The sequence below is a fragment of the Desulfovibrio gilichinskyi genome (assembly GCF_900177375.1).
Classification (GTDB): Bacteria; Desulfobacterota; Desulfovibrionia; order Desulfovibrionales; family Desulfovibrionaceae; genus Maridesulfovibrio; species Maridesulfovibrio gilichinskyi.
In genome coordinates this window covers 218,162-242,023 of sequence record NZ_FWZU01000005.1, presented here as the reverse complement: position 1 = coordinate 242,023, position 23,862 = coordinate 218,162, and the positions used below count along the sequence as shown (strand labels likewise).

The following is a 23,862-nucleotide window of genomic DNA, read 5'->3' as shown; positions in this document are numbered from 1 at the left end:
TAAATGAAGTTAGGTGGGGACGCTGTTTCTTTTTTAGTTATAGTCCATCAAAACCCCTTTGGGGGTTAAATATTAGACAAGAAACTGTAAAGAGATTGTAAATTATGGATTAGGAACTTCGCATATAGCGAAAAATTATATAAGGGTACTGACATGAAAAAAACGAACCGCATTCTTATTGTTGATGATGATATCGACTTGGGAATTTTATTAACTGAATATCTTGAAGCCGAAGGATTCAATCCGCATGTCGTTCATAACGGTATAGAAGGTGCTGCCGAAGCTCTCTCCGGCATGTATGACGTAGTCCTCCTTGATATAATGCTCCCCGGCCAAGATGGAATTGAAGTTTTACATGAGATAAGACGATCCAGCCGTGTTCCGATAATCATGCTTACCGCCAAAGGCGATCAAATTGACCGCGTGCTGGGATTGGAAATGGGCGCTGACGACTATATGCCGAAACCATGCTACCCACGAGAGCTGGTGGCTCGCTTGAGAGCGGTGTTGCGCCGTACGGATGAAATGACAGATATATGGAAAGATGATGAACTGCGTCTCGGACTTCTCAAAATGCAAGTTCCACAACGAAAAGTTCACTGGGATGAAATTCCCGTTGAACTGACTCTTTCAGAATTTAACTGTCTGGAAATATTATTAAGAATGGGGGAACGGGTGGTTAGCAAGGATGAGCTTTCAGAAAAAGTTTTAGGTCGTGCTCGCGAACCATATGACCGCAGTGTTGATGTCCACATAAGCAACCTCCGCCAAAAGCTGGCCAAGGTTGCCGGGGAAAAAATAACTATAAAAACGGTTCGCGGCGTAGGCTATAGGGTACATCTCTAATGAAATTCAGATTGTTCTGGAAAATACTTTTCGGCTTCTGGCTGACATTCATCTGCATTGTAGTGGGCATATGGGTAATATTAACTATTAACGGTGCTCCTCATAATAACCCAATGGAGATTGAATTTGAACGATCTTTTGCCGAAGTTCAACTTGCTTCAGCTTCTGCAGCTTTCCACCTTGATGGGGAAAACGGGCTATTAACACTGATAGAATCATGGCCTGAAAAAGAACGTCTGCGATTATCATACAAGCGACTGCCCAATAAATTACCAGACGGAGTAATTACAGATTCTATACAAGACAAAATTGTAGTCGCAAATAAAATGGAAAAGCCTGACTTACAAGAGTCTCGAGTCTATTCCCGAGTCGAGAAATTACCTGATGGTACGTTTATTCGCCTGACTTATAACACTGCTAAAATGGGACAGGGAAAGAAACTGGGGCCCTCCGGAGTCCCACCAGAACTTGTTATCATAGGGATTTTGGGTGGGCTTATTTTCAGCTCTTTGCTGGCATGGTATCTTATCGCTCCAGTCTGGCGGCTGCGCATGGGGTTTAAGCAATTAACCAATGGAGTGCTAAATGTAAGGTTAAAACCGTTTATGGGCCGCCGCCGCGATGAAATAGCGGATTTGGCCCGAGATTTTGACTTGATGGCTCAACGACTACAATTTTTGGTTGAATCTCGTGAGCAATTACTCCATGACGTTTCTCACGAATTAAGATCTCCTCTTGCGCGGCAGCAGGTAGCTATTGAACTTGCCCGTCAGATTCCTCCACGAACACCAGAGTTATTGGATCGGATTGAGTTAGAAACGGTTCGCATGGATGAACTCGTTGGAGAACTACTCATTCTTTCTCGAGTGGAGTCAGGAGAAATTGTTACCGATGAATATTTCGATCTCCAAGAGCTTGCTCGCATAATTGTCAACAATTCTCAGTTTGAATCAGAGCAGGATAAAATTCAAATCAAACTGCACAGCTCCACTATAACCGAGACTGCAAGCAGTCTCACAGTACGTGGTGATGCAGAACTGGTTCGACGAGCTTTGGAAAATGTAATTCGTAATGCTGTTCGTCATAGCCCATGCGAAGCCTCCGTTGATGTGACACTCTTCGCATACAATGACAAAAAGACTTGCACCATCACGGTTGAAGACCATGGCCCAGGTGTACCATCAGAATCTCTTAAACAAATATTTGAACCTTTCGTCCGGCTGAAAAAGAGTAACAGCCATAGTACTGGCCTTGGGTTAGCAATAGCTAAACGTGCAATAGTCGTACATAAAGGAAGCATCTATGCAGAGAATAGAGCTGGAGGAGGATTAAGCGTTTTCATCACTCTTCCCTTAGAAACCTCTGAGGTAGAAGAAAGTAAAGACTAATAAAACTTTGATCTATGCACTTAGCTAAAGCGGCTCAACATTGCCGTTTAATAAACAATTAAGTGTGGTCGGCAGTATAATTAATGTTAAACTTAATTTTTAAGGGGTGAGAATGAAAAAACTGGCACTAGCTATTACAATCCTTGTTTTCCTCTCCGGGTGTTGTCCTCTGAGCTGGATATTTTAAACAGCACATCACAACTTTCTAGTTTTTAAAAAAGAAAATCCGGAAGGTTATAAACAACTCTTCCGGATTTTCTTGTAAGAACATGACAACTTACTGAATACTACATGCCGGACATGGCCTTTACTTCTTCAAGAGACTTTTCCATTGTCTGCAAGCCGCCATTAATCATAGTCATGCCATCAGCGGAACCTTTTTTCATCATGCCCATGCCTTTCATCATTTCTATCATGCCCTTGTTGGCATTGCTCATAGAATTTTCAATCATGGACATATGAGGAGTTCCTTCGGCAGCTTTTTCAATCATTTTCATACCGTTATGCATGGGCATCATTTTTTTGCTCATCATAGCCATTCCTTCTTTCATGGTGGCAGAATCTTTCATCATGCCCGCTCCACTCTTCATATCTTCAAGCCCCTTCTCCATAATCATGATTCCTTCATGCATGGACCCTGTAACTTTGTCATTACCTTGCATGGCGCTGTGATCCATGTTCATATCCATGGCAAAAGCGACTGTAGACATTGCAACAATAAATGCGACCAGCATAGTAATATTTAAAATCTTTTTCATCTGATAACCCCTTAATTTTTTATTTTATTAATTATTTCTTTTAACAACCACAACAGTGAGATCATCTTCCTGTTTGCTTCTGCCTGTGAACGTATGCACAGCATCAAAAATGGTTTTAACAAGAACCTTAGCAGGCAAATCCTTTGCAGAATTTACCACTCTCCACAGCCTCTCTTTTCCGAAAAATTCTCCATCGCCGTTGGAAGCTTCCCAGATTCCATCAGTTCCCAGAATTAAAATCTGCCCGGCATCCAAATCGAAACAGCAGCTCTCGGCATATGTTGCCTCTGCAACAGCTCCAAGGGCAATTCCGTCCCCTTCAAGTTGGGTAAAATCATCTTGCCCAGGATCAAATATCAATGCAGGGTCATGTCCTGCTCTTACCCAGCGCAATTCATTTTTTAAAGGATCAAGTTCCACCATAACCATAGTCATGAATTGAGCTGTTTTACAGGTGTCCTCTGCTACAAGCTTATTCACATCAATCAAAACTTCTCCGAGAGTGCCGCGGCTTAAACTCCGCGCCCGTACATACCCCCTGATAGATCCCATAAGCATTGCCGCCGAAACGCCATGCCCGCTGACATCTCCCACTGCAAAACGGATATTATCCTGATCGGCATAAGGTTTGATGTAGTCAAAATAATCTCCCCCGAGTTCATCACAATACCTGCTCTCTCCATGAATATCGTACCCTGAAAGTTCAGGAGAACTCTGCGGCAGCAGATTTGTCTGAACCTCCATCGCAACATCAAGAGCACTTTTAATCTCAATATGCTCCTGAAGGCTGGGAACCATTTTATTAAAATTATCCGCAAGTTCACCAATTTCATCAGCATTTGAAATTTCAACTTTAGCAGCAAAATCACCGGAGGCAATACGCTTTACGCCCTTGGCAAGAATCAAAATGTTTTTTGTAAAACGACGGGAAAGCATAAAGGCAATGACTGAAACAAGCAGAACTACGGCCACAAGCACTAAAGAAGTATTGCGATATTGCTGCGATATAACGGAAGTTACAAATTTTTTCGCATTCTCAGCCGGTTTAACCACGTCATCATGAAGAAGAATTAAAACCAGTGAGATACCGCGCTTATCAGGTGATGAAAAAGCCCAGATACTGTCACGCCCTTTATACGGCATACTTATAACGCCGGATTTTCTTTCTTTAAGCAGATCTTTAAACTTGGAAAACAATACAGAATCAGATGACGAGAGCATGGTCTGGACCGTTGGAGGTTCCCACATATGCATCATAGTTTTACTGCCGGTACCGGAAATTTCTTTCGCAACAATTTCCACATCATTTGTGCTGTCAGTATTAGATTCAATCCGGACTAACATTGAATCAATATTGTGAGAGAACATATTAAGATGGTTATTGCCGGACAATAAAGTCCCGAGCGGAACATCAATAGAAACTGATCCAACAATATTTCCATGTACTATTATTGCCAGCGAAGCGGTAAGAACAGTTCTCCCTGTCACGGGATCTTTTTTCGGAAGCGACCATGCAGGGAGCAAATTTTCAGGGATAATTGAAGCAGCCTGAGGTTGTGGTGCATTCATCATCCGCCCCATAGACATGCCAGTATAACGCGCCGGATAAGTAAGTGATTCCCCTGAAATAAAATTAGCTTCAATCCATAAAGCCAAGTCAGGATTTCTGTTCTCTATTGTTTTGAAAAGAGGAAATATAACATCCGTTGATCTCTGAGGAATAATTCTATCAGCTGTGCCATGACGCCCTGAATCATAACCGAGATAGTTAAAGTTGATACCGCTTTCACCGTGCATGACAAAATCAGGCTGTCCATACTTTTGCTGAAGTCGTTCATTTTCACTCTCAGCATCCTGAGCTGATATGCCTATAAGAATCTCAGGCGGCACAAACATGGTCCCTTCTTCAATCCATGCAGTCAATTCGGCGGAGAGCTGCTGCAGATTCAACTCAACAATTTTACGCTGCTTGGAAAGAACTCTTGCATGATCTTCCACCAATCTTTTTAATTCAACACTGCTTTTGTTTACCAACTCACTGCGAACTTCGCCGCCGATCTCTTCAGAAAGAGAATGCAGCGATTCAAGCACCCCGGTCTGTACGGCAACAAGAGGTACTATTGAAACAAGCAACAAGAGTAAAAGCAGTTTAAATCTAATCTTCATAAAATTCCTGTTTTGTGAAAGCAGCGACACTGAAAAGAAGTGATAAAAGGTTAAATCAGTTATACATTAAATTTGAACATTTCCCCAACAATTTTTCACAGATAATACATTTTACATTCCAAATAAAATTTAATTCAGTATATCAAGATATTAAATGGGATAACCAGTTATCAATATTTATTTATGGCAATGTGTGTGCAAAATAATGCACATAACCTTTCCTTTTTCCTTACTTTGACTATTCCATACTATTTTAGTATAAATTAACAACAAGTTGCAACAGTAAATATGTGCAAAAAGTGCAAAATATATTTATAACTACCTGTAATAATGAACTCCAGCACGACAGGAATTGCACTTTTTTTTAAATTAAGTCTGGCTATAACCTCTTTAAATAGACTATAGTCAGACTAGAACCTATTTATCAGGCTTTATATGTGATATGGAACAGTAATTGCTCAAACTCAAAATGATCATCATATGAAAACGTGCAGGAGAACCAGTGTCTAAAATTTTTAAATATACCCCACTCTTAATTATAGCAGTGCTTATCTTATTGCCAAGTACGGGAAGAGCTCAAAACAGCTCAAATAACAGCATGGCTGAGTACAAAACCGAGCACGGCGAAATTAAAGAGCTTACAGAATATCTGGTTGAAGCTGCACGCAATAATGATGATCTCTACGCCGCATTCTACAGCTGGAAAGCCGCCTTGCAACGCGAAACAAGTGTTTCAAGCCTGCCGGACCCTAGATTCAGTTTTGCATGGTTCATTCAGCCGGTAGAAACGCGAACCGGACCGCAGGAATTTAAATATGGGTTAAGTCAGACTCTTCCATGGTTCGGCAAACTTAATCTTAAAGGTGAACAGGCATTGCGTGATGCAGATATTAAAAAAGCAAAATTTGATGCCCTTAAACTCAAGATATTCTACCAAGTTAAAACTAATTACTACGACTACGCCTACCTTGCACAGGCCATCCGCATTACACGTGAAAATATTGAGCTTATGAAATATCTCGAATCCGTTGCCAGCTCCAAATACTCCACCAGCTCAGGTAAGTATGACGGACTCATAAAAACCCAAGTAGAACTCGGTAAACTTGAAGACAGACTCCGCTCACTGGAAGAACGCAAAAGGCCTACAGTAGCTAAACTGCTTGCCGCCATAAACAGGCCGGACGGACAATCCTTGCCACTGCCTGCATTTATCCCGGTTATGAAAATAGAAGCCGACACCCGGCAGCTCAAACAGGATTTTAAAGAAGCCAATCCTAATCTGATGGCTCTTACCCATAAAATTAATAAAGAAAAACTTTCTGTTGAACTGGCAGAAAAAGATTACTTCCCGGACTTTTCCTTCGGGGTTGAATATATCCAGACAGGGAAATCCAGATCTCCTAATGTTACCAACGAAAACAAAGATCCTGTGGTTGCGGGGATGTCTATAAACCTTCCTATCTGGTTCGATAAACAAGAAGCTCAGCTTGTCGAGGCTCAGCAGAACGTTAAGTCAGCAAGCCGTGAAAGAACAGGACTTGAGCGAAGTCTTTCTGCCGATCTTGAACTGGAAATATACCGCTACGAAGATGCTATCCGCAAAGTGAATCTTTACAGGGACTCACTTACTCCCAAAGCAGAACAGTCGCTTTCTGTTTCTATTGAAGGCTTTCAGTCAGGCACCGCTTCATCCACCGATCTGATTGATGCAGAAAGAACACTTATTGAATTTCAACTTGTCTATTACCAGTCGCTGGCGGAACAGGCCAAAAGAGTTGCCGCAATTGAATACTTAGTCGGCCATGAAATACCATGCACAATTCATGGATCTTTACTGCCCAAGACAGCAGTATCTCCACCAGTAAAATAACCCCATATATCACAGAAGATATCATGAAAAAATTTAAAGACATAAAATCATCGATTATACCGGTCATTGTTATCATACTGGTCGCATTCGGGGCCGGATACTGGTTTTCCGGAAATGACGACCCGAACATGGGCAAACAGCTTGTGGATGAACACATCGGGCATGAACTTGAAGCCGAAGCAACTGAAACAGGAAAAGTAGTCTGGACCTGCTCAATGCACCCGCAGATTCAGTTGCCCAACCCCGGCAAATGTCCCATTTGTTTTATGGACCTGATCCCCCTTGAAAAAGGCGGAAAATCAGGTGAAGAGGTACTCAGCCTAAGACAGATAAGCCTGACGGATCAGGCTCGCACGCTTGCCGGTATTGAAACCAGCAAAGTAGAAAAAAGAAATGTCGGCGTTGAAACCCGCATGGTGGGAAAGGTTGATTATGATGAAACCCGCATGGGAACCATCACGGCATGGACCGGAGGACGGATAGACAAACTCTACATTGATTATACTGGAAGCTCAGTCCGTAAAGGACAGGCCATGGCCTCCATATACAGTCCCGAACTTCTTACAGCACAAGTGGAACTTATCCAGTCTGTGAAAGCAAAAGAAGCATTACGCGGAAGTTCCATGCAGATCGTAAAAGACACTGCTGCGCGTACTGAAAAAGCTTCCCGTGAAAAGCTTCGCCTACTCGGCCTTTCCAAATCTCAAATTGCAGATATCATAAAAAACGGCAAAGCAGCCGAACACATTATCCTTTATTCTCCAATGAGCGGAATTGTTCTAAAAAAAGACGTAGTTGAAGGGGTTTATGTTAAAACAGGAACGCCCATTTACACCATTGCCGACCTCTCAAGAGTCTGGGTCTTTCTTGAAGCTTATGAATCCGACCTGCCGTGGATTAAAATGGGTATGCTGGTTGATTTCACCACAGAGGCATATCCCGGCAAATCCTTTCAAGGAAAAGTCGCTTACATAGATCCGGTTGTTAATGAAAAAACCAGAACAATCAGAATCCGTCTTGAAGTACCGAACGAGGAATTCAAACTTAAACCCGGTATGTTTGTGCGCGCTGTCAGTCAGGCTGACAAAAAAGCAGTCGCACAGCTTGTTATCCCCGCATCAGCCCCGCTCATTACCGGAAAACGTGCCGTAGTCTATATTGCCGTACCAGGCAAAGAAGGCGTTTACGAAGGGCGTGAAATAGTGCTCGGACCCAAAGCCGGTGATTTCTACGTGGTAAAATATGGTCTGGCAGACGGCGAACAAGTGGTTACAAACGGAAATTTCAAAATAGACAGTGCTCTTCAAATTATTGCTAAACCAAGCATGATGAATCCGGAAAGCGGCGTAAAAACAGTTCTAGACAACAAAGGATATGAACACTCGCTGCCTCCTATCTTTGTTTCTAAATTAGTAAACCTGAAAAAAAGTTTCGATGTCCTGACTAATTCAGCAAAAGCGGGCAGTCTTGACGAAACCCGCATGCTCTATTCCAAGTTTTTTGACAGTCTTAAAGCAATAGACAGTGCAGGGCTCAAAGGAGACAACTCGCTTGTCTGGAAAGAATTATCCATGCTTCTTACTGATGATGCCGTAATAGGTCGCGATGCAAAGGACTCCTTTAGACTGAAATCAATTACAGATGAAACTGCAAAACATTTTACGCGTCTTGATAAAGCTTTTGATATATCAAGCCTCGCAAAAAACACTGGAAACAAAGTAGACACCCCTGAAACTTTCAAAATTCAAATGGGAAAAGTCTATGCTTCATATTCCGCTTTTACCGAGGCTCTTGCGTCAGATAATATGCTCTTAGCGCAAACGCAGGCAGAACTTATGGCTGCGGAACTTAAAAAGATAGATCACGGGTCTCTCGGCAGTGAAGCTCATAAAATCTGGATGGACGCCCTCAAAAATATTAACGACGGAATTGATTCCATACGCGGTGCAAAGGATATTGTGGGAGTGCGCGCCGGACTGGAACCTCTTTCGTACGGAATGATCGACGTTGTGAGCAAACTAGGAATCAAATCGTCTCAGCCTGTCTACGAAATATTCTGCCCTATGGCTTTTGATTTTAAAGGAGCTATGTGGCTGCAAAGCGACGAGAATATTCGAAATCCATACTTTGGAGAAACGATGCTCCAGTGCGGTGAAATTAAGCGTCAGCTCAAAGATAAGGAATAGAGCGTAACAGCCATGAGTGATAATTTAAAACCTGAACCAAAACGCCCTGTACCCCGCACCTTAACAGAAAAGGTCATACTGTTTTGCCTTGAGCAGAAACTGATTGTTGCCATCCTCTTGATTATGGTCATTTGCGGGGGGATATATACCGCGCCTTTCAACTGGAAAATTGACGGAATAGACAGGTCTCCAGTCCCCGTGGATGCAATTCCAGATATCGGTGAAAATCAGCAGATTATTTTCACCAAATGGCTCGGACGTTCTCCGCAAGACGTGGAAGATCAGATAAGTTACCCGCTGACCGTGGCCTTGCTAGGAGTTCCCGGAGTAAAGACAGTTCGCAGTTACTCCATGTTCGGTTTCTCAACAATTTATGTCATTTTTAAAGAAGATGTAGACTTTTACTGGTCCCGTTCGCGATTGCTCGAAAAGCTTAACAGTCTTCCGGCAGGCACTCTCCCCGCGGGGATAAAACCGTCACTGGGACCAGATGCAACCGCCCTCGGACAAGTCTATTGGTACACAATTGAAGGTCGCGATCCTGACGGCAATCCTACCGGAGGGTGGGACCTTGATGAATTGCGTTCAATACAGGACTGGTACGTCCGTTACGCTTTGCTCTCTGCTGAAGGAGTCAGTGAAGTTGCCTCGGTTGGAGGCTTTGTAAAAGAGTATCAGATTGATGTCGATCCCGATGCCATGAGAGCCGCAAATGTAACTCTTAGCGAAGTATATCGCGCTGTAAAAAATTCCAACCTAGATGTTGGCGCACGTACTATCGAAATTAACAACGCCGAATATGTTATCCGAGGTATCGGATTCATCAAAAAAATATCTGATATTGAAAGCTCAGTTGTTAAAGTTGTAAACAACATCCCCATCCATGTCCGCGATGTCGCGCGGGTGGCGGAGGGTCCGGCCCTGCGTCGTGGAGTACTGGACAAAGGCGGCGCAGAGGTTGTGGGCGGAGTTGCAGTTGTCCGCTACGGAGAAAATCCACTGCAGGTCATTGATAATATCAAAAGCAAGATAATAGCTATTTCACCTGGATTGCCCTCAAAAATCCTGCCGGACGGAACAGAAAGCAAACTGACTATTGTTCCTTTTTATGACCGCTCAAACCTGATTCATGAAACCCTCGGCACGCTTAACACCGCCCTGACTGAAGAAATACTGATTACTATCATTGTAGTTCTTATTGCGGTCATGCACCTTAAAAGTTCATTACTTATTTCTTCATTATTACCTCTTGCCGTACTCATGAGCTTTATGGGTATGCGAGTCTTCAAAGTCGATGCTAATATTGTAGCTCTGTCAGGAATTGCAATTGCGATCGGAACCATGGTCGACATGGGGATTATCATCTGTGAAAATATACTGAAAAAGCTCGAAACGGCAGAAGAGGGAGTCAGCCGTCTTAAACTTATTTACAATGGGACAACAGAAGTAGGCAGTGCAGTAATGACTGCCGTTGCGACTACAATTGTCAGCTTTATGCCTGTATTTGCCATGGACGGGGCCGAAGGCAAACTATTCAAACCGTTAGCTTATACCAAGACCTTCGCGTTACTGTCATCTATCATTGTAGCTTTGACTATTTTACCGCCTTTAGCTCAACTTCTGTTTACTGCGCGTAAAAAATTTACCAAGGGAAAACAGACCTATATTCGCTCGGTCCTCTACATCCTTTCAGGAGTTGCTCTTTCCATAATGCTGAAATGGTGGGTTGGTATTTTCTTCATCTATCTAGGTATAAAACACTTTATATTGCCATTTGTTCCGGAGAAGGCGCACACATTTATAGGTTACGCGGAAACATGGACAATTGTAGGTCTGGTCGCCTTCGTTCTTACAAGTTCATGGCTGCCGCTGGGACCGGAAAAAGGCATGACCAATAATTATGCTTTTGTAGCCTTGGTTATCGGCAGTTTAATGCTCTTTTTCGAATTATTCCGGTACAACTATGCCAGAATGCTGTGGTGGTGTCTTAATCATAAATTGCTCTTTTTATCTTTGCCAGCTTTTATCATTGCTTTAGGAATGTCTATCTGGCTCGGATTCGGCAACCTGACCTCATTTCTACCGGACACAATCAGGACCTCTGCTCCTTACGTCAAGCTGGATCATACCTTTCCCGGCTTAGGTAAAGAATTCATGCCGGACCTTGATGAAGGCGCATTTTTATTCATGCCGACCACTATGCCCCATGCATCCATAGGCGAAGCTCATGATGTGCTGCGCAAGCAGGATATGATGATCCAATCTATTCCGGAAGTGGAGTCCGCAGTTGGTAAGCTTGGCAGAGCAGAAACTCCTCTTGATCCAGCGCCTATTTCCATGATCGAAACTGTCATTAATTATAAATCTGAGTACGTTGTTAATAAATCAGGAGAGAGACTCCGTTTTAAATTTGATCCCGATCAAAAAGACTACTTTCGCAATGTCAACGGTGACCTTGTTCCGGCAAAAGACGGATACCCTTATTTAGTGCAGGGATACTATGCAAGAGACTACAATGGAAAACTGATTCCTGATGAAAACGGTAAACCTTTCAGAATATGGAGATCTGCACTTAATCAGGAGCTGAATCCAAACCGCAAGAGCTGGAAAGGGGTAACTTCGCCGGATGATATATGGGATGAAATAGTCAAAGCAGCTAAAATACCCGGAGTAACTTCCGCGCCGAAACTGCAACCCATTGCCGCAAGAATTGTAATGCTGCAATCCGGTATGCGCGCTCCCATGGGCATCAAAGTTAAAGGCCCAAATCTGGAAACACTGGAAAAAGTAGCTCTTGATCTGGAAAGACTGCTCAAACAGGTGGGATCAATACAGCCGGAAGCTGTTATTGCCGACCGCATAGTGGGTAAACCATATCTTGAGATTGTCATAGATCGTGAAGCCATTGCAAGATACGGAATTATGCTTTCACAGGTACAGGATGTTATTGAAGTGGCAGTCGGCGGCAAAGTGGTGACAACTACAGTCGAAGGTCGTGAACGCTATCCTGTCAGGGTTCGCTACATGAGAGAGCTGCGTGATAACATAGACGACCTTGGAAATATTCTTGTAAGCACTCCGTCCGGAGAACAAATCCCCCTCAGCCAGCTGGCAGAGATAAAATATATCCGCGGGCCGCAGGTCATCAAAAGTGAGGATACATTTCTTGTCGGTTACGTTCTCTTTGACAAGAAACCCGGATTTGCCGAAGTGGATGTAGTTGAACAGGCTCAAAACTTTCTTAATTCGAAAATTAAATCAGGCGAGCTGGTTATTCCTGCCGGAGTTTCATACGAGTTTGCAGGCAGTTATGAAAATCAGATCAGAGCACAGAAGAAACTCGCAGTAATCCTGCCGCTGGCCCTGATGTTCATAGTGTTAATTCTATATTTGCAGTTCAAATCCATGGCGACAACATTAATGGTCTTTTCAGGTATTTTCGTTGCGTGGTCCGGCGGATTTCTTATGGTGTGGATGTACGGCCAGCCGTGGTTTATGAACTTTACCATGTTTGGCACGCCGATGCGCGAATTGTTTCAAGTAGCACCAATCAACTTAAGCGTTGCCATATGGGTCGGCTTTCTGGCTCTGTTCGGTATAGCCTCGGACGACGGCGTTATCATGGCAACTTATCTGGATGAGACCAAAAACGATCGCAAAGCTACCAGCATTCCCGAAATCAGACAGGCCATCATTAAAGGGGCACAAAGGAGAATCCGCCCGGCTCTGATGACCTCGGCAACAACCATCCTTGCACTACTCCCTATCCTGACCTCAACAGGGCGCGGATCAGACATCATGGTACCTATGGCAATCCCTTCATTCGGGGGCATGACCATAGCGATACTTACCGTGTTTGTAGTTCCGGTGCTGTACTGCGGAGCTGAAGAGATTAAGTTCAGACGAAAATAAAATTGACAAAAAATCGCCCCTGATTACTCGTTAACATCTACATACTTAGAGGATATTATTGATCTTACACGCTGCGCAAGCTGCTCCGAAACCGTTATCAATATTCACCACAGTGACGCCACTGGCGCAGGATGTCAGCATGCCGAGCAAGGCAGATAATCCTGAAAAAGATGCTCCGTAACCGACAGAAGTAGGTACCGCAATAATCGGTTGCGAAACAAGTCCGCCAATAACGCTGGCCAAAGCTCCTTCCATACCTGCAATTACAATAAGAATGCGCGCCTGACGGATCGCAGACAGACGATCAAGTAAACGATGAATACCGGCAACTCCAACATCAGAAATAATTTTTGCATGACTCCCAAACATCTCACAAGTTTCCAGAGCTTCCTCCGCAACAGAAATGTCGGATGTTCCGGCAGTAATAATGGCAACCTCTCCTTTATTGTAGGAGATAGGTTTCTTAACAAGCGAGAGAGTTCTTCCTAGGGTATTATACTTTGCTTCGGCGCAAACAGACTGTACATATTCAGCCTTTTCAGGAGAAACACGGGTTGCCAGAATATTTGTATGCTTACCCATTTTATCAAAGATCTCACCAATCTGTTCAGGGGTTTTCCCTTCACCGTAAACGACCTCGGGAAAACCGGTTCTCAGCGAACGGTGCAGGTCGAATTTGGTGTGCCCCAAATCCATAAACGGAAGATCCCGCAAACATTGAAGCCCTTCTTCAACATCAACATTACCATCCCTGATATCGGACAAAAGTTTAGTTAACAGATCAGTCATATCTGGTTCCCTTTCATAAGAATTATTTTGCAGGTTCGTTGAGGCTACCCATGTGAGAAATGGCTAAAAAAACCTTCAATATTGCGGAAGGCTCATTATGGTCAGCGCCACCCGCAACTTAAGTATGAATTTCATACTGTTACAGCTGAATTAATCTTCAAGCTCAGCGACAACACGTTTGAGGACTTCAGGGATATTGATCTGCTGTGGACATTTTTCGAGACACATACCGCATTCCACACACTGTGAAGCAAATCCAGGTTCACGCTGCAAAACATCTCCGCTACCGAATACTTTGTAAAGATGTTTAGCTTCATCAAGATTTCCGAACATGTGGAGCTTATTAAAAAAATCGAAGCATATCGGAATTTGCACCCCGGCAGGACAAGGCAGGCAATAACCGCAACCGGTACATCCAACCTGCATGAGTTTTCTATAGGTAATACTTACACGCTCAATTAATTCAAGCTCTGCCGGCGAAAGATAATTGGCGGATGCATCACTTGCGACAGCCATATTCTGCGATATCTGTTCCTCGCTATTCATTCCTGACAGAACTACTGTAACTTCAGGATGGTTCCAAACCCAGCGCAAAGCCCACTCAACAGGAGGACGTTTAACCTCAGCCTGAGCCCATAGTTCGGCAATAGCAGGAGGAGCTTCTGGAAGAGCAAGGTTCCCGCCGCGCAACGGCTCCATAATAATCACGCCGATATCTTTAGAAGCGGCATACTTGAGCCCTTTAGTGCCTGCCTGAAATTCCTGATCCAGATAGTTATACTGAATCTGACAGAACACCCATGAGTATGCATCAACAATGGGCTGAAAATCTTCTGCAAGTCCATGGAATGAAAAACCGGGATTAACGATCCGTCCGTCTTTCTGTGCCTGATCAAGAAATTCTTTTATTCCAAGATCTTCAACGCTTTTCCATGAAGGACCGCTGAGAGCGTGAATAAGGTAGTAATCAATGTGATCAGTTCCGAGTTTCTCCAGCTGTGCATCCAGGAATTTATCCATATCTTCGCGATTTTCAACCAGCCAAGTCGGAAGTTTGGTTGCAATTTTAACCTTCTCGCGATACCCGTCTTTCAAAGCCTTGCCCAGCAACGGCTCGCTTTCTCCGTCATGATAAGGCCATGCGGTATCAACATAATTGACTCCGTTATCAATAGCCTGACGGATTTGTGCGATAGCACGTTTCTCATCAATTTCTCCGTCCAGCATAGGCAGACGCATGCACCCGAATCCAAGTGCGGAAAGTTTGTCTCCATTCTTAGGCATAGTTCTGTAAAGCAATGTAATTATCCTTGATTGATAAGCAACCTTAACGGTCAATCTGTTGATCGCTCCGGTAACTGTAGGTTCTGCATCAATGCAGGCCATTGTGTACTTTTTGCTGCCGATACCGAATAGGCTTTATCCAGCGCAACGGGATCGGTATAAGCAGTATGAGTAAGTAGGGGAAACTGTTGGGATAATGCTGTCGCAGAGAATTTTTTCAGTAAACTGAAAATAGCCGCCTAACCTAAAACGGGCTGTCCGTTATTTATGTAGCATTTCAAATTCCAGATCTGAAAGAAGATGGTGCGTTCGTTGAGATTTAAATCCATAAATTCTATGAGACCTTCCTCGCGATGAAATATCCCTAACTTTGATCCACGGAATATATTCATGACCATGCCCGCCCCCACGTCCTTCCTTTATCATATTCGAAATCTTTACCTCTGATAATCCACCATTTCTTTTTGCTATAAGAAAAGCCGTTCCTTTTAGACAATATTAACAGTCTAAAAGGAACGGCTTTAGTATACAACTTTATTACTTACCCACAAAACCCATTGTGGGTGAGTAATAAAGTTGGGAACTAATTTTTTTATAACTACTTGATTTTACATGAACCGATTTTTTATTTTTAAAAATAAAGTTGGAAACTAAATTATAATTCTAACTTTTGAAGAATAAATCCTGAGTAATAAAGTTGGAAACTAAAACTATGATTGAAACGAACTATATAAAGATAAATTCAACCTTTCTTAATGTACACTCCAAATTCCACCAAATCGATAATCAAAGAAAATAGGTGAAAAATATCTTATATCACCATCAAACAATCCTAGAAGACGAAACAGTACAGACTCAACCAAAGCACGATCCGTAACCGCCAAAAAATTAGAGTTATCTGAAAACACAAGATATGGATCAGGAACTGTGTCTAAATCTAACTGCTTAGGGAGCTTGTTCGTTGCATCCAGAACCCCACCAAAGCTATCGTATCCATTGCTAACCATTTCTTCAGGAACAACCACGGAGCTGGAGCGAGGTTCATATCTAAATCCTTTCTTTGAGTACAAATCCAAATGGTTAACAATTGGTGGCATTTTATACTCAAAAACATGAGCAAATGAGTATAAATAGCCGCTAGTGGTATAAACCCTTGCAGGCAAACATAATGCTACTGAGCGTTCAGAGGTTTCAGCCGTGCTCATAATTTTTTTAGTAAATGCAGTTAAAAACGCAAGCCATTGTTCTTTTTTATTTGTATTGAGCTGATCTGGAGATGAAAACGCAAAGTATTTTATCCAACTAGCTGCTACAGCCATATCATTCTGAACTAGCGGGTAAGCTGCTGTGAAACAAGTTAATTCTGTCTGCGATCCGCCGTCAAAGAAAACATCCATTCCTGTAAGGTATTTAAAAAAATACCCATAGTCCCACCAAGTCCATAGAAGTGTATTTGATGGGAATGTGGCTCGAATTTTTTTAGCGAGCACGAAATCATTTCGGCTAAAATATGTTTTAGGTTGATATGTGACGGTATTTACAATTACACATCCAAACAAAAGAGGTAAGCATGCTACTTTTAATAAATATTCAATCTTGTTCGTTTGCAGCATGAATCGCAACGTAATTTGGCGACTTACCCATGAACAAAGAATTATGCAGCCATATGCGGCAAAAAAAGCGACTGCTGGTATAAATAAAGGAATAAACCGTTGCGATATAATCGATGCGAACCCGAACCCCCATGCAACGGCCAGAAAAATAGCTTTCGTACGATAATGCACGCAGTAGCATATGGTTCCATATATAGCAGGGATCAACAGCCAACCACTTCCAAGAGATTTTTGCCCCAACTGCCACAGGTATACTCCTCTCAATTCAATAATCGATAAGCTTAAAAGAGAATTGGTGGTCCCGCCAAAGGCAAGAGAAGCATGATCTTTTATGTACGCCGCATATTGTGAAAAGGGTTCAAGTCCAGCAACCATCAAACCTGTAACAGCAATAATCCCGCACAGGAATAAAACCTTTAGCGAAATATCAAGCCTATTCCGAGTTGGATAAACTAAATAGCAAAGAATAAATCCTGCAGACAGTAACGCCCCTGGTCGCCACCAAAACCACAGAAAAAAAAGTATCAATATATATAAACCTACCCAAGGCAATCGCGAAACTTTTTTGGTAGAAAACTGGAAAACACAGAATAGGGCAAAGAAGCATAATCCTGGAACTAAGCTATCAGTATCAAGAAAACCAACATGGGTACGCGTTACCCAATATGGAGCGAAAAGAGCAAGTAAAGTTGAAGAAACCATAACAAAAGGAGAACGAATTTTTATACCCCATGGAAGCACCGCTAATAACATAGATAAGCTTAGAATAGGCCCAAGGTATGCGGAAACTCTTTGTAATCGCATTTTATCAAGACCAGCAACTGCAGCAAGGAAATAAGAAAGAAGCATTGATTGATGACTGTCATTAATTACATCATTAACCCCAACACCCTGCTCAGCTAGCTTATAAGCCTGATCCAAATAATAATATCCATCATTATTTCCAATCAGCGGGACCCCCTGTATATGAATACCCTGCTCTACCAGTAATTGCGAATGATGAAGTGCTAGAATTCCGCTTAGAGTTACAGAAATTATTATGACGGCGATAGTTGCCCATGTCGTGGTAGTAAATCGTAAAGTTCTCATAACTCGCTATTTGTGTTGATCAACCTTTTTTAAAATACTCGGGACAACTTGACTCCAATCGTCCATGTGCTTTACCCCGTGCACCGTAACAATTCGAACCATACTAGTCTCGTTCATTTTACTTAGATAACTCTGACTGACAGAAGGAGGTATAATTAAGTCCTCAGTACTTACAATATGTACTTGCTTGATGACTTGGTTTTGAACAGCATAATCAGCAGGATTCAACGAATCGCGTAATGGCGAGACGTGATGATAGCGAGTCCAGTAATCATGGTCCAAGTTGCCTGCAATTGTCACAACCAAATCAACATCATCCCTTCGTGCGGCGAGTAGCAAGGCAACCGCTCCACCTCCAGAATACCCAACCAGCTCAAGGATTTTTGCCCCAACTAATGATTTAGCCTGATCCAAAGCTTGATTTAAATCGTGTATTACAGGTTCGGAAAACCGTGCTGATGTCCAAAAAGGTGTAGAACAACTTCTTAAATGCGGCCCCTCAACAAACTGGCAAGGACGCGCAAGGTATAACACCGCCGGGTTAGTATCGACTGCCGCTAAATAAAAAGAAACAGGATTCTGGGGGGTAGGATTAGTAGAAGGGCGTCTTCTATTCAACCATGCTTTACCATCACCCTCAAAATAGACACGAAGAATTGAGGATTTACCACGCATGTAGCCTGCGATGTCAAAAGTATCTGCAACAAAAATATGTTCAAGGAAGCCATGTTGCTCTGCAAATAAACGAGGAGAAAAGGAAGTACATCCCGAGAAGACAAAAAGAAAAAAAATCAACCCAATTCGAAAGATCATGCCTCCTCCAAACAATAGGTATTAACTAAAGCAACACCATGAAATAAATATATCAGTTTTCATGGATCTTTATTTCTGCCTTTTCAACAGATTGTTCAGCTTTTAAACTGTATAACTCTGCTTCATAAGCTGCCATTTTTTGAGCAATAATCCGAATTTTAATTTCCTGCTGAGTCCGTTCGATATCCATAGTCAGTACTTTAACAAATAAAAAACAAAGAGCCAAAAGAATTGGTAATACGGGAGGATAATGCACTCCTAAAAACCATCCGATTCTATCTACCACGGTAGGGAAAAAACCAATAAAAAGCATACTAAAAACAGCAAATAACCACCAAAGAGAATGAAATATTCCTAAGCGCTGCCGCCTAATAAGCACGAGAATTATTACAACACTTAAGAAAGAAATCGCGGGAGCAACAAGATCAAATAGAGTCATAATCATCCAGTTTACCTAACGAATTGTCTGATTTGGAAATCCAATCAACGATCACCCATATACAAGTTTTAACTAAATAGATTGACACTGATAGCCAAGAATCAAAAATGCGAGAACATCCATTTTTTCTAGCACACATGGAGATTGGAATTTCAATACATTTAATATTCTTTCTTCTAAACAAAAGTAATGGACCTAGATCTTGATAATCGAACATTGCGGCTTCTTTAGATAAAAGAGCCTGAACGGCTTTCTTATCATACAGTTTAAAACCAGAAGTCATATCATGTATTTTTAAACGGGTTAGAAAAAAGAAAACACTCCACGTTATCCGTCTTGCAAAGCTACCACGTTGTATACAGCTCCCAATAACAACGTTTACTTTACTCGACAAATATCGCTCAATCAACAATGGAATATAATCAGGTTCATGTTGCCCGTCAGCATCCATCGTTATAAAAAAATCATATTTATCTTTTTTTATGGAGTGTAGCATTCCGGCCTGTGTAGCACCCCAAGATCCAGATCTAAAAGGTAATACTAAAACTTCGGCCCCTGCATTGCGGGATTTAGCGACAGTTCCATCTTGGCTATTATCATCCACAACATAAGTATCCACCCCATAGCCGCCTACTTTTCTGATAATTTTAGAGATAGTCAAAGCTTCATTAAGAGCAGGTATTATTACAGCAACATTTTTATATTTTTGCACTCCTCCTCCTTAATAAAGTATCATTAAACAAAAAAAAAGAAGCGGCTCAAAGCGAGCCACTTCTTTTATATCAGGCTATAAAAGTAGTTTTAAAATTCAAAACGGACAGTTGCTTGACCTCGGTAGGATTCGTACTTAGCACGTCCTGCACTTGCTCCACCCTCTAAACCAACTGTCCACACATCACTAGCATACAGATTCAAACCAAGAACGCCCTCAAACTCATCATAATCAGAGTCTACAGGTCTAGTTGAAACTCCAAGGTCATAATAGTAGCGGATCGCAGTGTATGGTTCAATCCATCTGTCAAAAAGATACGCTGCTTTTGCTTCAACGTTCATCTGACTCAAATAACTATCTGGATTTGCAATGTCAGTTCCGCCACGAGAATAAGAACCTAAATCACCACTTACATACATATATCCAAGACGACCACTGAGAGTCCATTCATCAAGCATAAAATATTGAGAAACACCTATGTTCGTCAAATAACGATTGGAATCGTATTTACCAGTACTTGTACCATCGTTGTCTTTATAGCGGGAATTTGTATAAGCAAAAGCTGTATCTAAGATGGTGTAGTCAGTAAAATTGTAGGCCAAATAAGGCATCACTGTCCACTCTGAGTCAGTTTTGAGTGTTCCAGTATCAGCTCCGCCTGACCAGTCTTTTTTATCAAGATCAAGCACACCGTAACCACCGGCTAATCCTATTAATAAATCCGGAGTTGCACGCCAATCCGCCCCAGCAAGGAAATTATAGGTTTCAGCGTCATATTTGGATCCTGTCGCAGTGTTAGAAAACTGTGTGTAAGATCCCATAGCCCAAACACCAAAGTCATTGGCAGCTTCACCTGAGGCAAGTCCCAAATCTTCCGCATTCAGGGAAATATCTATATTACCATTATTATCAATACTATTATGAGAAACTCTTTTTAACCCAGCAGGTTTAGGAGCAGCAATTGTAGCAACTCGCCCTTGAACCATTGTACTTAATGCCTGACTACTGGAGCGGGCAACATCACTAGTCGCCTGTTGCTGTCCATTAGTTTCGGCAAAGGCTGATACTGCAGCGAGTGTTACCAACAAGACAATTAATGAAAATAAATACTTCATACTGGCTACTACCTGTTAATTATATTATTTATATGAATTTCAAAATAATTAATATTTTTAAACATAAAACAATTCAGCATGTCAACATATATAAATAATTAAATGTTATTTTTTCTCTCCTAAGAACTATCTCGAAAATTAGAAATTTAATATCTCTATTTATAATTCAGGATTAGTAATGCCATCTTGTATTAATTCATACTTAAACATTGGCTTGATTTAATCCCTTGCCTGTCATAGCTTTTGAACAATGCGCATTCTTCACATAAGTAAGTATTCCTACCCTGAAAGAGGTGGCATAGAAACATTTGTTCGGGATCTAACGGCTGAACAAGTAAAGATGGGACACTCCGTAAGTGTGTTATGCCATCACACATTGCCTTTTAGAAAAACGGATGCCCGTCAAATTGACGGTGTCAAAATTACTCGATCCAGTACTATTTGCAACACTGCGTTCGCTCCTATTTCTCCCTTTTTCCCAATGTCTCTGCAGAAAATAGTTTCACTCCATCGTCCGCAAATTATCCATATCCATCTGCCAAATCCGGCAATTCTGTTTAACTGTTTTTTCCCTTCCGAAATCCCTTATATTGTCCACTGGCACGCCGATGTAAAAGGATCTCCAAACCTGGTGATTAAAATACTGTATCCTTTTTATCGTCAGTTTGAGCAACGCATCCTTTCTAAAGCCAAGTGTATAATAGCGACATCTCCCCTCTATTTGGAATCAAGCCATTCATTAAGACCATGGTTGGACAAATGCAGAATTGTTCCGTTGGGACTTGACCAGAATAAATATCCTCCAAGACAAATTCCCCCAGACGAAACACCATTAGTTCTTAGTGTAGGACGATTCGCATTTTACAAGGGGTTTAAATATCTTGTTCGCGCTGCAGTCCTTCTGCCTGAAGCAAGGTTCATTATAGCTGGAGACGGCCCTGAACATTCCAGAATTACTCGTGAAGTTAAAAAATTAGGATTGGAAAATCGAGTGAGTCTACCGGGGAAAATCTCTGACAGAGAGTTATTCGTATTACTACAGCGGGCATCTGTATTCTGTCTACCTTCCATTGATCGTGGTGAAGCTTTTGGTATGGTCCTTCTTGAAGCTATGCGCTATGGCGTTCCACTTGTGACCACCAGTATTAATGGATCAGGTACAAGTTGGGTGAATCAGAATGGTATCACCGGAACAATTGTACCGGTAGCTTCCTCAGAAGCTTTAGCTGAAGCTATAAAGGAGATTATAACTCAACCACAAAAAGCAGTTCAATATGGCCAAGCGGGAAAATTGAAATTTAACAATCTATTTACAATACTACGCTCTGCTCAAGCAATTGAGCAAATATACTTGGATGTCATATCGCAATAGAGAAGGATGATCCCTTAAACTCAGAGTACGCAGCCAAAGATTCAAACTCTTATGGAACTCGGGCTCCTCGGCTGATAATGTCATTAACAATTGTAGATGTTTTAGGCTTTCGAATTGCGTTGTCAGTATTTGAATCTGTCTGATTATGGGATGAACAGCCTACGAACAAACTCATTATAAAAATAAGAACAAATAGATATCTCATACTAACTCCCGTTTTTTAGTCATGCAGATTTATCTGAAATTAATAACGCACATTTTATATTGTCACCATAGTAAATATAATTTTATTTTAGTAACCTCGTGAAAGAGATTAAGATTAGATGATTGAACAACGGCCATATACTCGCTATAAAAGCAAAATGTGCATATGTACCTTTCTCCGCCAGTGATTTAACTGGTAACTTTAACCTTAAATATAAATGCCTGACTCAAATAAAAAAATATGTATCCTTTATGACTTCCTCTATTGCATGGGAGGGGCTGAAAAAACATCCCTCAATTTACACGAAGCATTTCCAGAGTCTGAGTTATGCGTTGACTTTATCAACCGGGAAAATTTTACAGATATTAGTCTACCTTCAAGCATCATAGAGCTGGGCAAACCTTCCACCTGCCAGCCTTTTAATGCTATAAAAGGATTTTATAATTTCAAATCAAAAACCAAATTCTTAAAAAACTATGACATGGTAATTTACAGTGGCTCATATGCATTGTTAGCTGTTCACAATCAAAAAAAGGGTTATCGAATTTTATACTGCCATACTCTACCCCGTTTTGCTTATGATCTCTACGAATACTATCTTGAGAACTTAAACGTTGCTTTCAGGCCAGCTTTTAAAGCTCTAGTTTATCATACCAGAAAAAACTATGAAGCAGCATTCAAAAAAATGGATTTGATTATTGCCAATTCTCAAAATGTTCGAAACCGCATTCAAAGATATTTGGGAGTTAATGCTCTCGTTATCCATCCTCCAGTTGATGTGAAAAAATTTAAATGGCTTGGTCAAGAAGACTACTATCTCTCAACAGCAAGACTCGAAAAATACAAACGAGTAGATCTGATTATCGATGCATTCAAAAAAATGCCTAGCAAAAAGCTTGTTGTGACATCTGGTGGGTCTGAATTAGAAAATTTAAAAACGCTATCCAATAATGCCCCAAATATAAACTTTACCGGATGGACCAATGAAGATAAACTTAAAGATCTTATTGGTAAAGCCATTGCGACTATATATCTTCCTAAAGATGAAGATTTTGGAATTAGTCCTGTTGAGTCTATGGCTGCAGGAAAACCGACTATTGGAGCTCAGGAAGGCGGGATACTTGAAACCATTCTAGATAAAAAAACTGGATTACTTATTAAGCCAAAGTCAGTGGAAATCATTAATGCGGTAATATCATTGGACTCATCAAAAGCACTAAGCATGAAAAGAGACTGTGAAAAAAGAGCCCAGAAGTTTAAAACCGATGATTTTGTCTCAAAAATTAGAAAAGTATGTATTTAGTC

General features: G+C 41.6%; 17 protein-coding genes. 7 read left to right on the top strand and 10 right to left on the bottom strand.

The features are described from left to right. Positions 1–153 precede the first annotated feature (153 nt). Together B9N78_RS15000 and B9N78_RS14995 are read left to right on the top strand one after the other, a co-directional pair. Positions 154–846, top strand: a complete 693-nt coding sequence (locus B9N78_RS15000; protein ID WP_085103743.1) for a response regulator transcription factor — start codon at positions 154–156, stop codon at positions 844–846. Next, entirely contained in the window at positions 846–2,234 is a 1,389-nt protein-coding gene (locus B9N78_RS14995) for an ATP-binding protein (RefSeq protein ID WP_085103741.1), read from the top strand. The genes B9N78_RS15000 and B9N78_RS14995 overlap by 1 nt, the downstream gene beginning before the upstream one ends. A gap of 287 nt (positions 2,235–2,521) precedes the next feature. On the opposite strand, the gene B9N78_RS14990 is transcribed toward B9N78_RS14995, so the two are convergent. After that, entirely contained in the window at positions 2,522–2,992 is a 471-nt protein-coding gene (locus B9N78_RS14990; RefSeq protein WP_085103739.1) for a hypothetical protein, read from the bottom strand. 27 nt (positions 2,993–3,019) lie between these two features. Continuing rightward, a complete protein-coding gene (locus B9N78_RS14985) occupies positions 3,020–5,158 on the bottom strand; it encodes a SpoIIE family protein phosphatase (protein ID WP_085103738.1) in 2,139 nt (712 codons plus the stop codon). Between the two features lie 502 nt (positions 5,159–5,660). Between B9N78_RS14985 and B9N78_RS14980 the strand changes: the two genes are divergently transcribed. From B9N78_RS14980 to B9N78_RS14970, 3 genes are read left to right on the top strand one after another with little or no spacing between them, the layout of a single operon-like run. Then, positions 5,661–7,028: a TolC family protein gene (locus B9N78_RS14980; RefSeq protein WP_085103736.1), complete on the top strand. Its 1,368-nt coding sequence runs from the start codon at positions 5,661–5,663 to the stop codon at positions 7,026–7,028. Between the two features lie 23 nt (positions 7,029–7,051). Next, the gene (locus B9N78_RS14975) at positions 7,052–9,214 is read left to right on the top strand and encodes an efflux RND transporter periplasmic adaptor subunit (RefSeq protein ID WP_085103734.1); all 2,163 of its coding nucleotides are present in this window, start codon (positions 7,052–7,054) and stop codon (positions 9,212–9,214) included. Positions 9,215–9,226: 12 nt separating this feature from the next. Next, on the top strand, positions 9,227–13,126 hold the full coding sequence (locus B9N78_RS14970) for an efflux RND transporter permease subunit (RefSeq protein WP_085103733.1): 3,900 nt from the start codon (positions 9,227–9,229) through the stop codon (positions 13,124–13,126). A gap of 45 nt (positions 13,127–13,171) precedes the next feature. Here the strand turns inward: B9N78_RS14970 and larB are convergent, their stop codons facing one another. The 8 genes from larB to B9N78_RS14930 form a co-directional block, all read right to left on the bottom strand. Beyond that, positions 13,172–13,915: a nickel pincer cofactor biosynthesis protein LarB gene (larB, locus tag B9N78_RS14965; RefSeq protein ID WP_085103731.1), complete on the bottom strand. Its 744-nt coding sequence runs from the start codon at positions 13,913–13,915 to the stop codon at positions 13,172–13,174. Between the two features lie 150 nt (positions 13,916–14,065). Further along, a complete protein-coding gene (locus B9N78_RS14960) occupies positions 14,066–15,214 on the bottom strand; it encodes an aldo/keto reductase (protein WP_085104110.1) in 1,149 nt (382 codons plus the stop codon). 224 nt (positions 15,215–15,438) lie between these two features. After that, on the bottom strand, positions 15,439–15,597 hold the full coding sequence (locus B9N78_RS18205; protein WP_170921446.1) for a hypothetical protein: 159 nt from the start codon (positions 15,595–15,597) through the stop codon (positions 15,439–15,441). A 354-nt stretch (positions 15,598–15,951) separates the two neighbouring features. Further along, positions 15,952–17,901, bottom strand: coding sequence for a hypothetical protein (locus B9N78_RS14950; RefSeq protein ID WP_085103727.1), 1,950 nt, complete (start codon positions 17,899–17,901; stop codon positions 15,952–15,954). Between the two features lie 6 nt (positions 17,902–17,907). Continuing rightward, entirely contained in the window at positions 17,908–18,714 is an 807-nt protein-coding gene (locus B9N78_RS14945) for an alpha/beta hydrolase (protein ID WP_085103725.1), read from the bottom strand. Between the two features lie 52 nt (positions 18,715–18,766). Further along, complete coding sequence (locus tag B9N78_RS14940; RefSeq protein ID WP_085103724.1) at positions 18,767–19,159, bottom strand: DUF2304 domain-containing protein; 393 nt, start codon at positions 19,157–19,159, stop codon at positions 18,767–18,769. Next, the gene (locus tag B9N78_RS14935) at positions 19,140–19,865 is read right to left on the bottom strand and encodes a glycosyltransferase family 2 protein (RefSeq protein ID WP_085103722.1); all 726 of its coding nucleotides are present in this window, start codon (positions 19,863–19,865) and stop codon (positions 19,140–19,142) included. Before B9N78_RS14935 ends, B9N78_RS14940 begins: the two co-directional genes overlap by 20 nt. 89 nt (positions 19,866–19,954) lie before the next feature. After that, positions 19,955–20,980, bottom strand: a complete 1,026-nt coding sequence (locus B9N78_RS14930) for an autotransporter outer membrane beta-barrel domain-containing protein (RefSeq protein ID WP_085103720.1) — start codon at positions 20,978–20,980, stop codon at positions 19,955–19,957. A gap of 250 nt (positions 20,981–21,230) precedes the next feature. Between B9N78_RS14930 and B9N78_RS14925 the strand changes: the two genes are divergently transcribed. After that, a complete protein-coding gene (locus B9N78_RS14925; protein ID WP_085103718.1) occupies positions 21,231–22,352 on the top strand; it encodes a glycosyltransferase in 1,122 nt (373 codons plus the stop codon). 422 nt (positions 22,353–22,774) lie between these two features. Further along, positions 22,775–23,860 carry a glycosyltransferase gene (locus B9N78_RS14920; protein WP_085103716.1) on the top strand — a complete coding sequence of 362 codons (1,086 nt, stop codon included), beginning with the start codon at positions 22,775–22,777 and terminating at the stop codon, positions 23,858–23,860. Positions 23,861–23,862 lie beyond the last annotated feature (2 nt).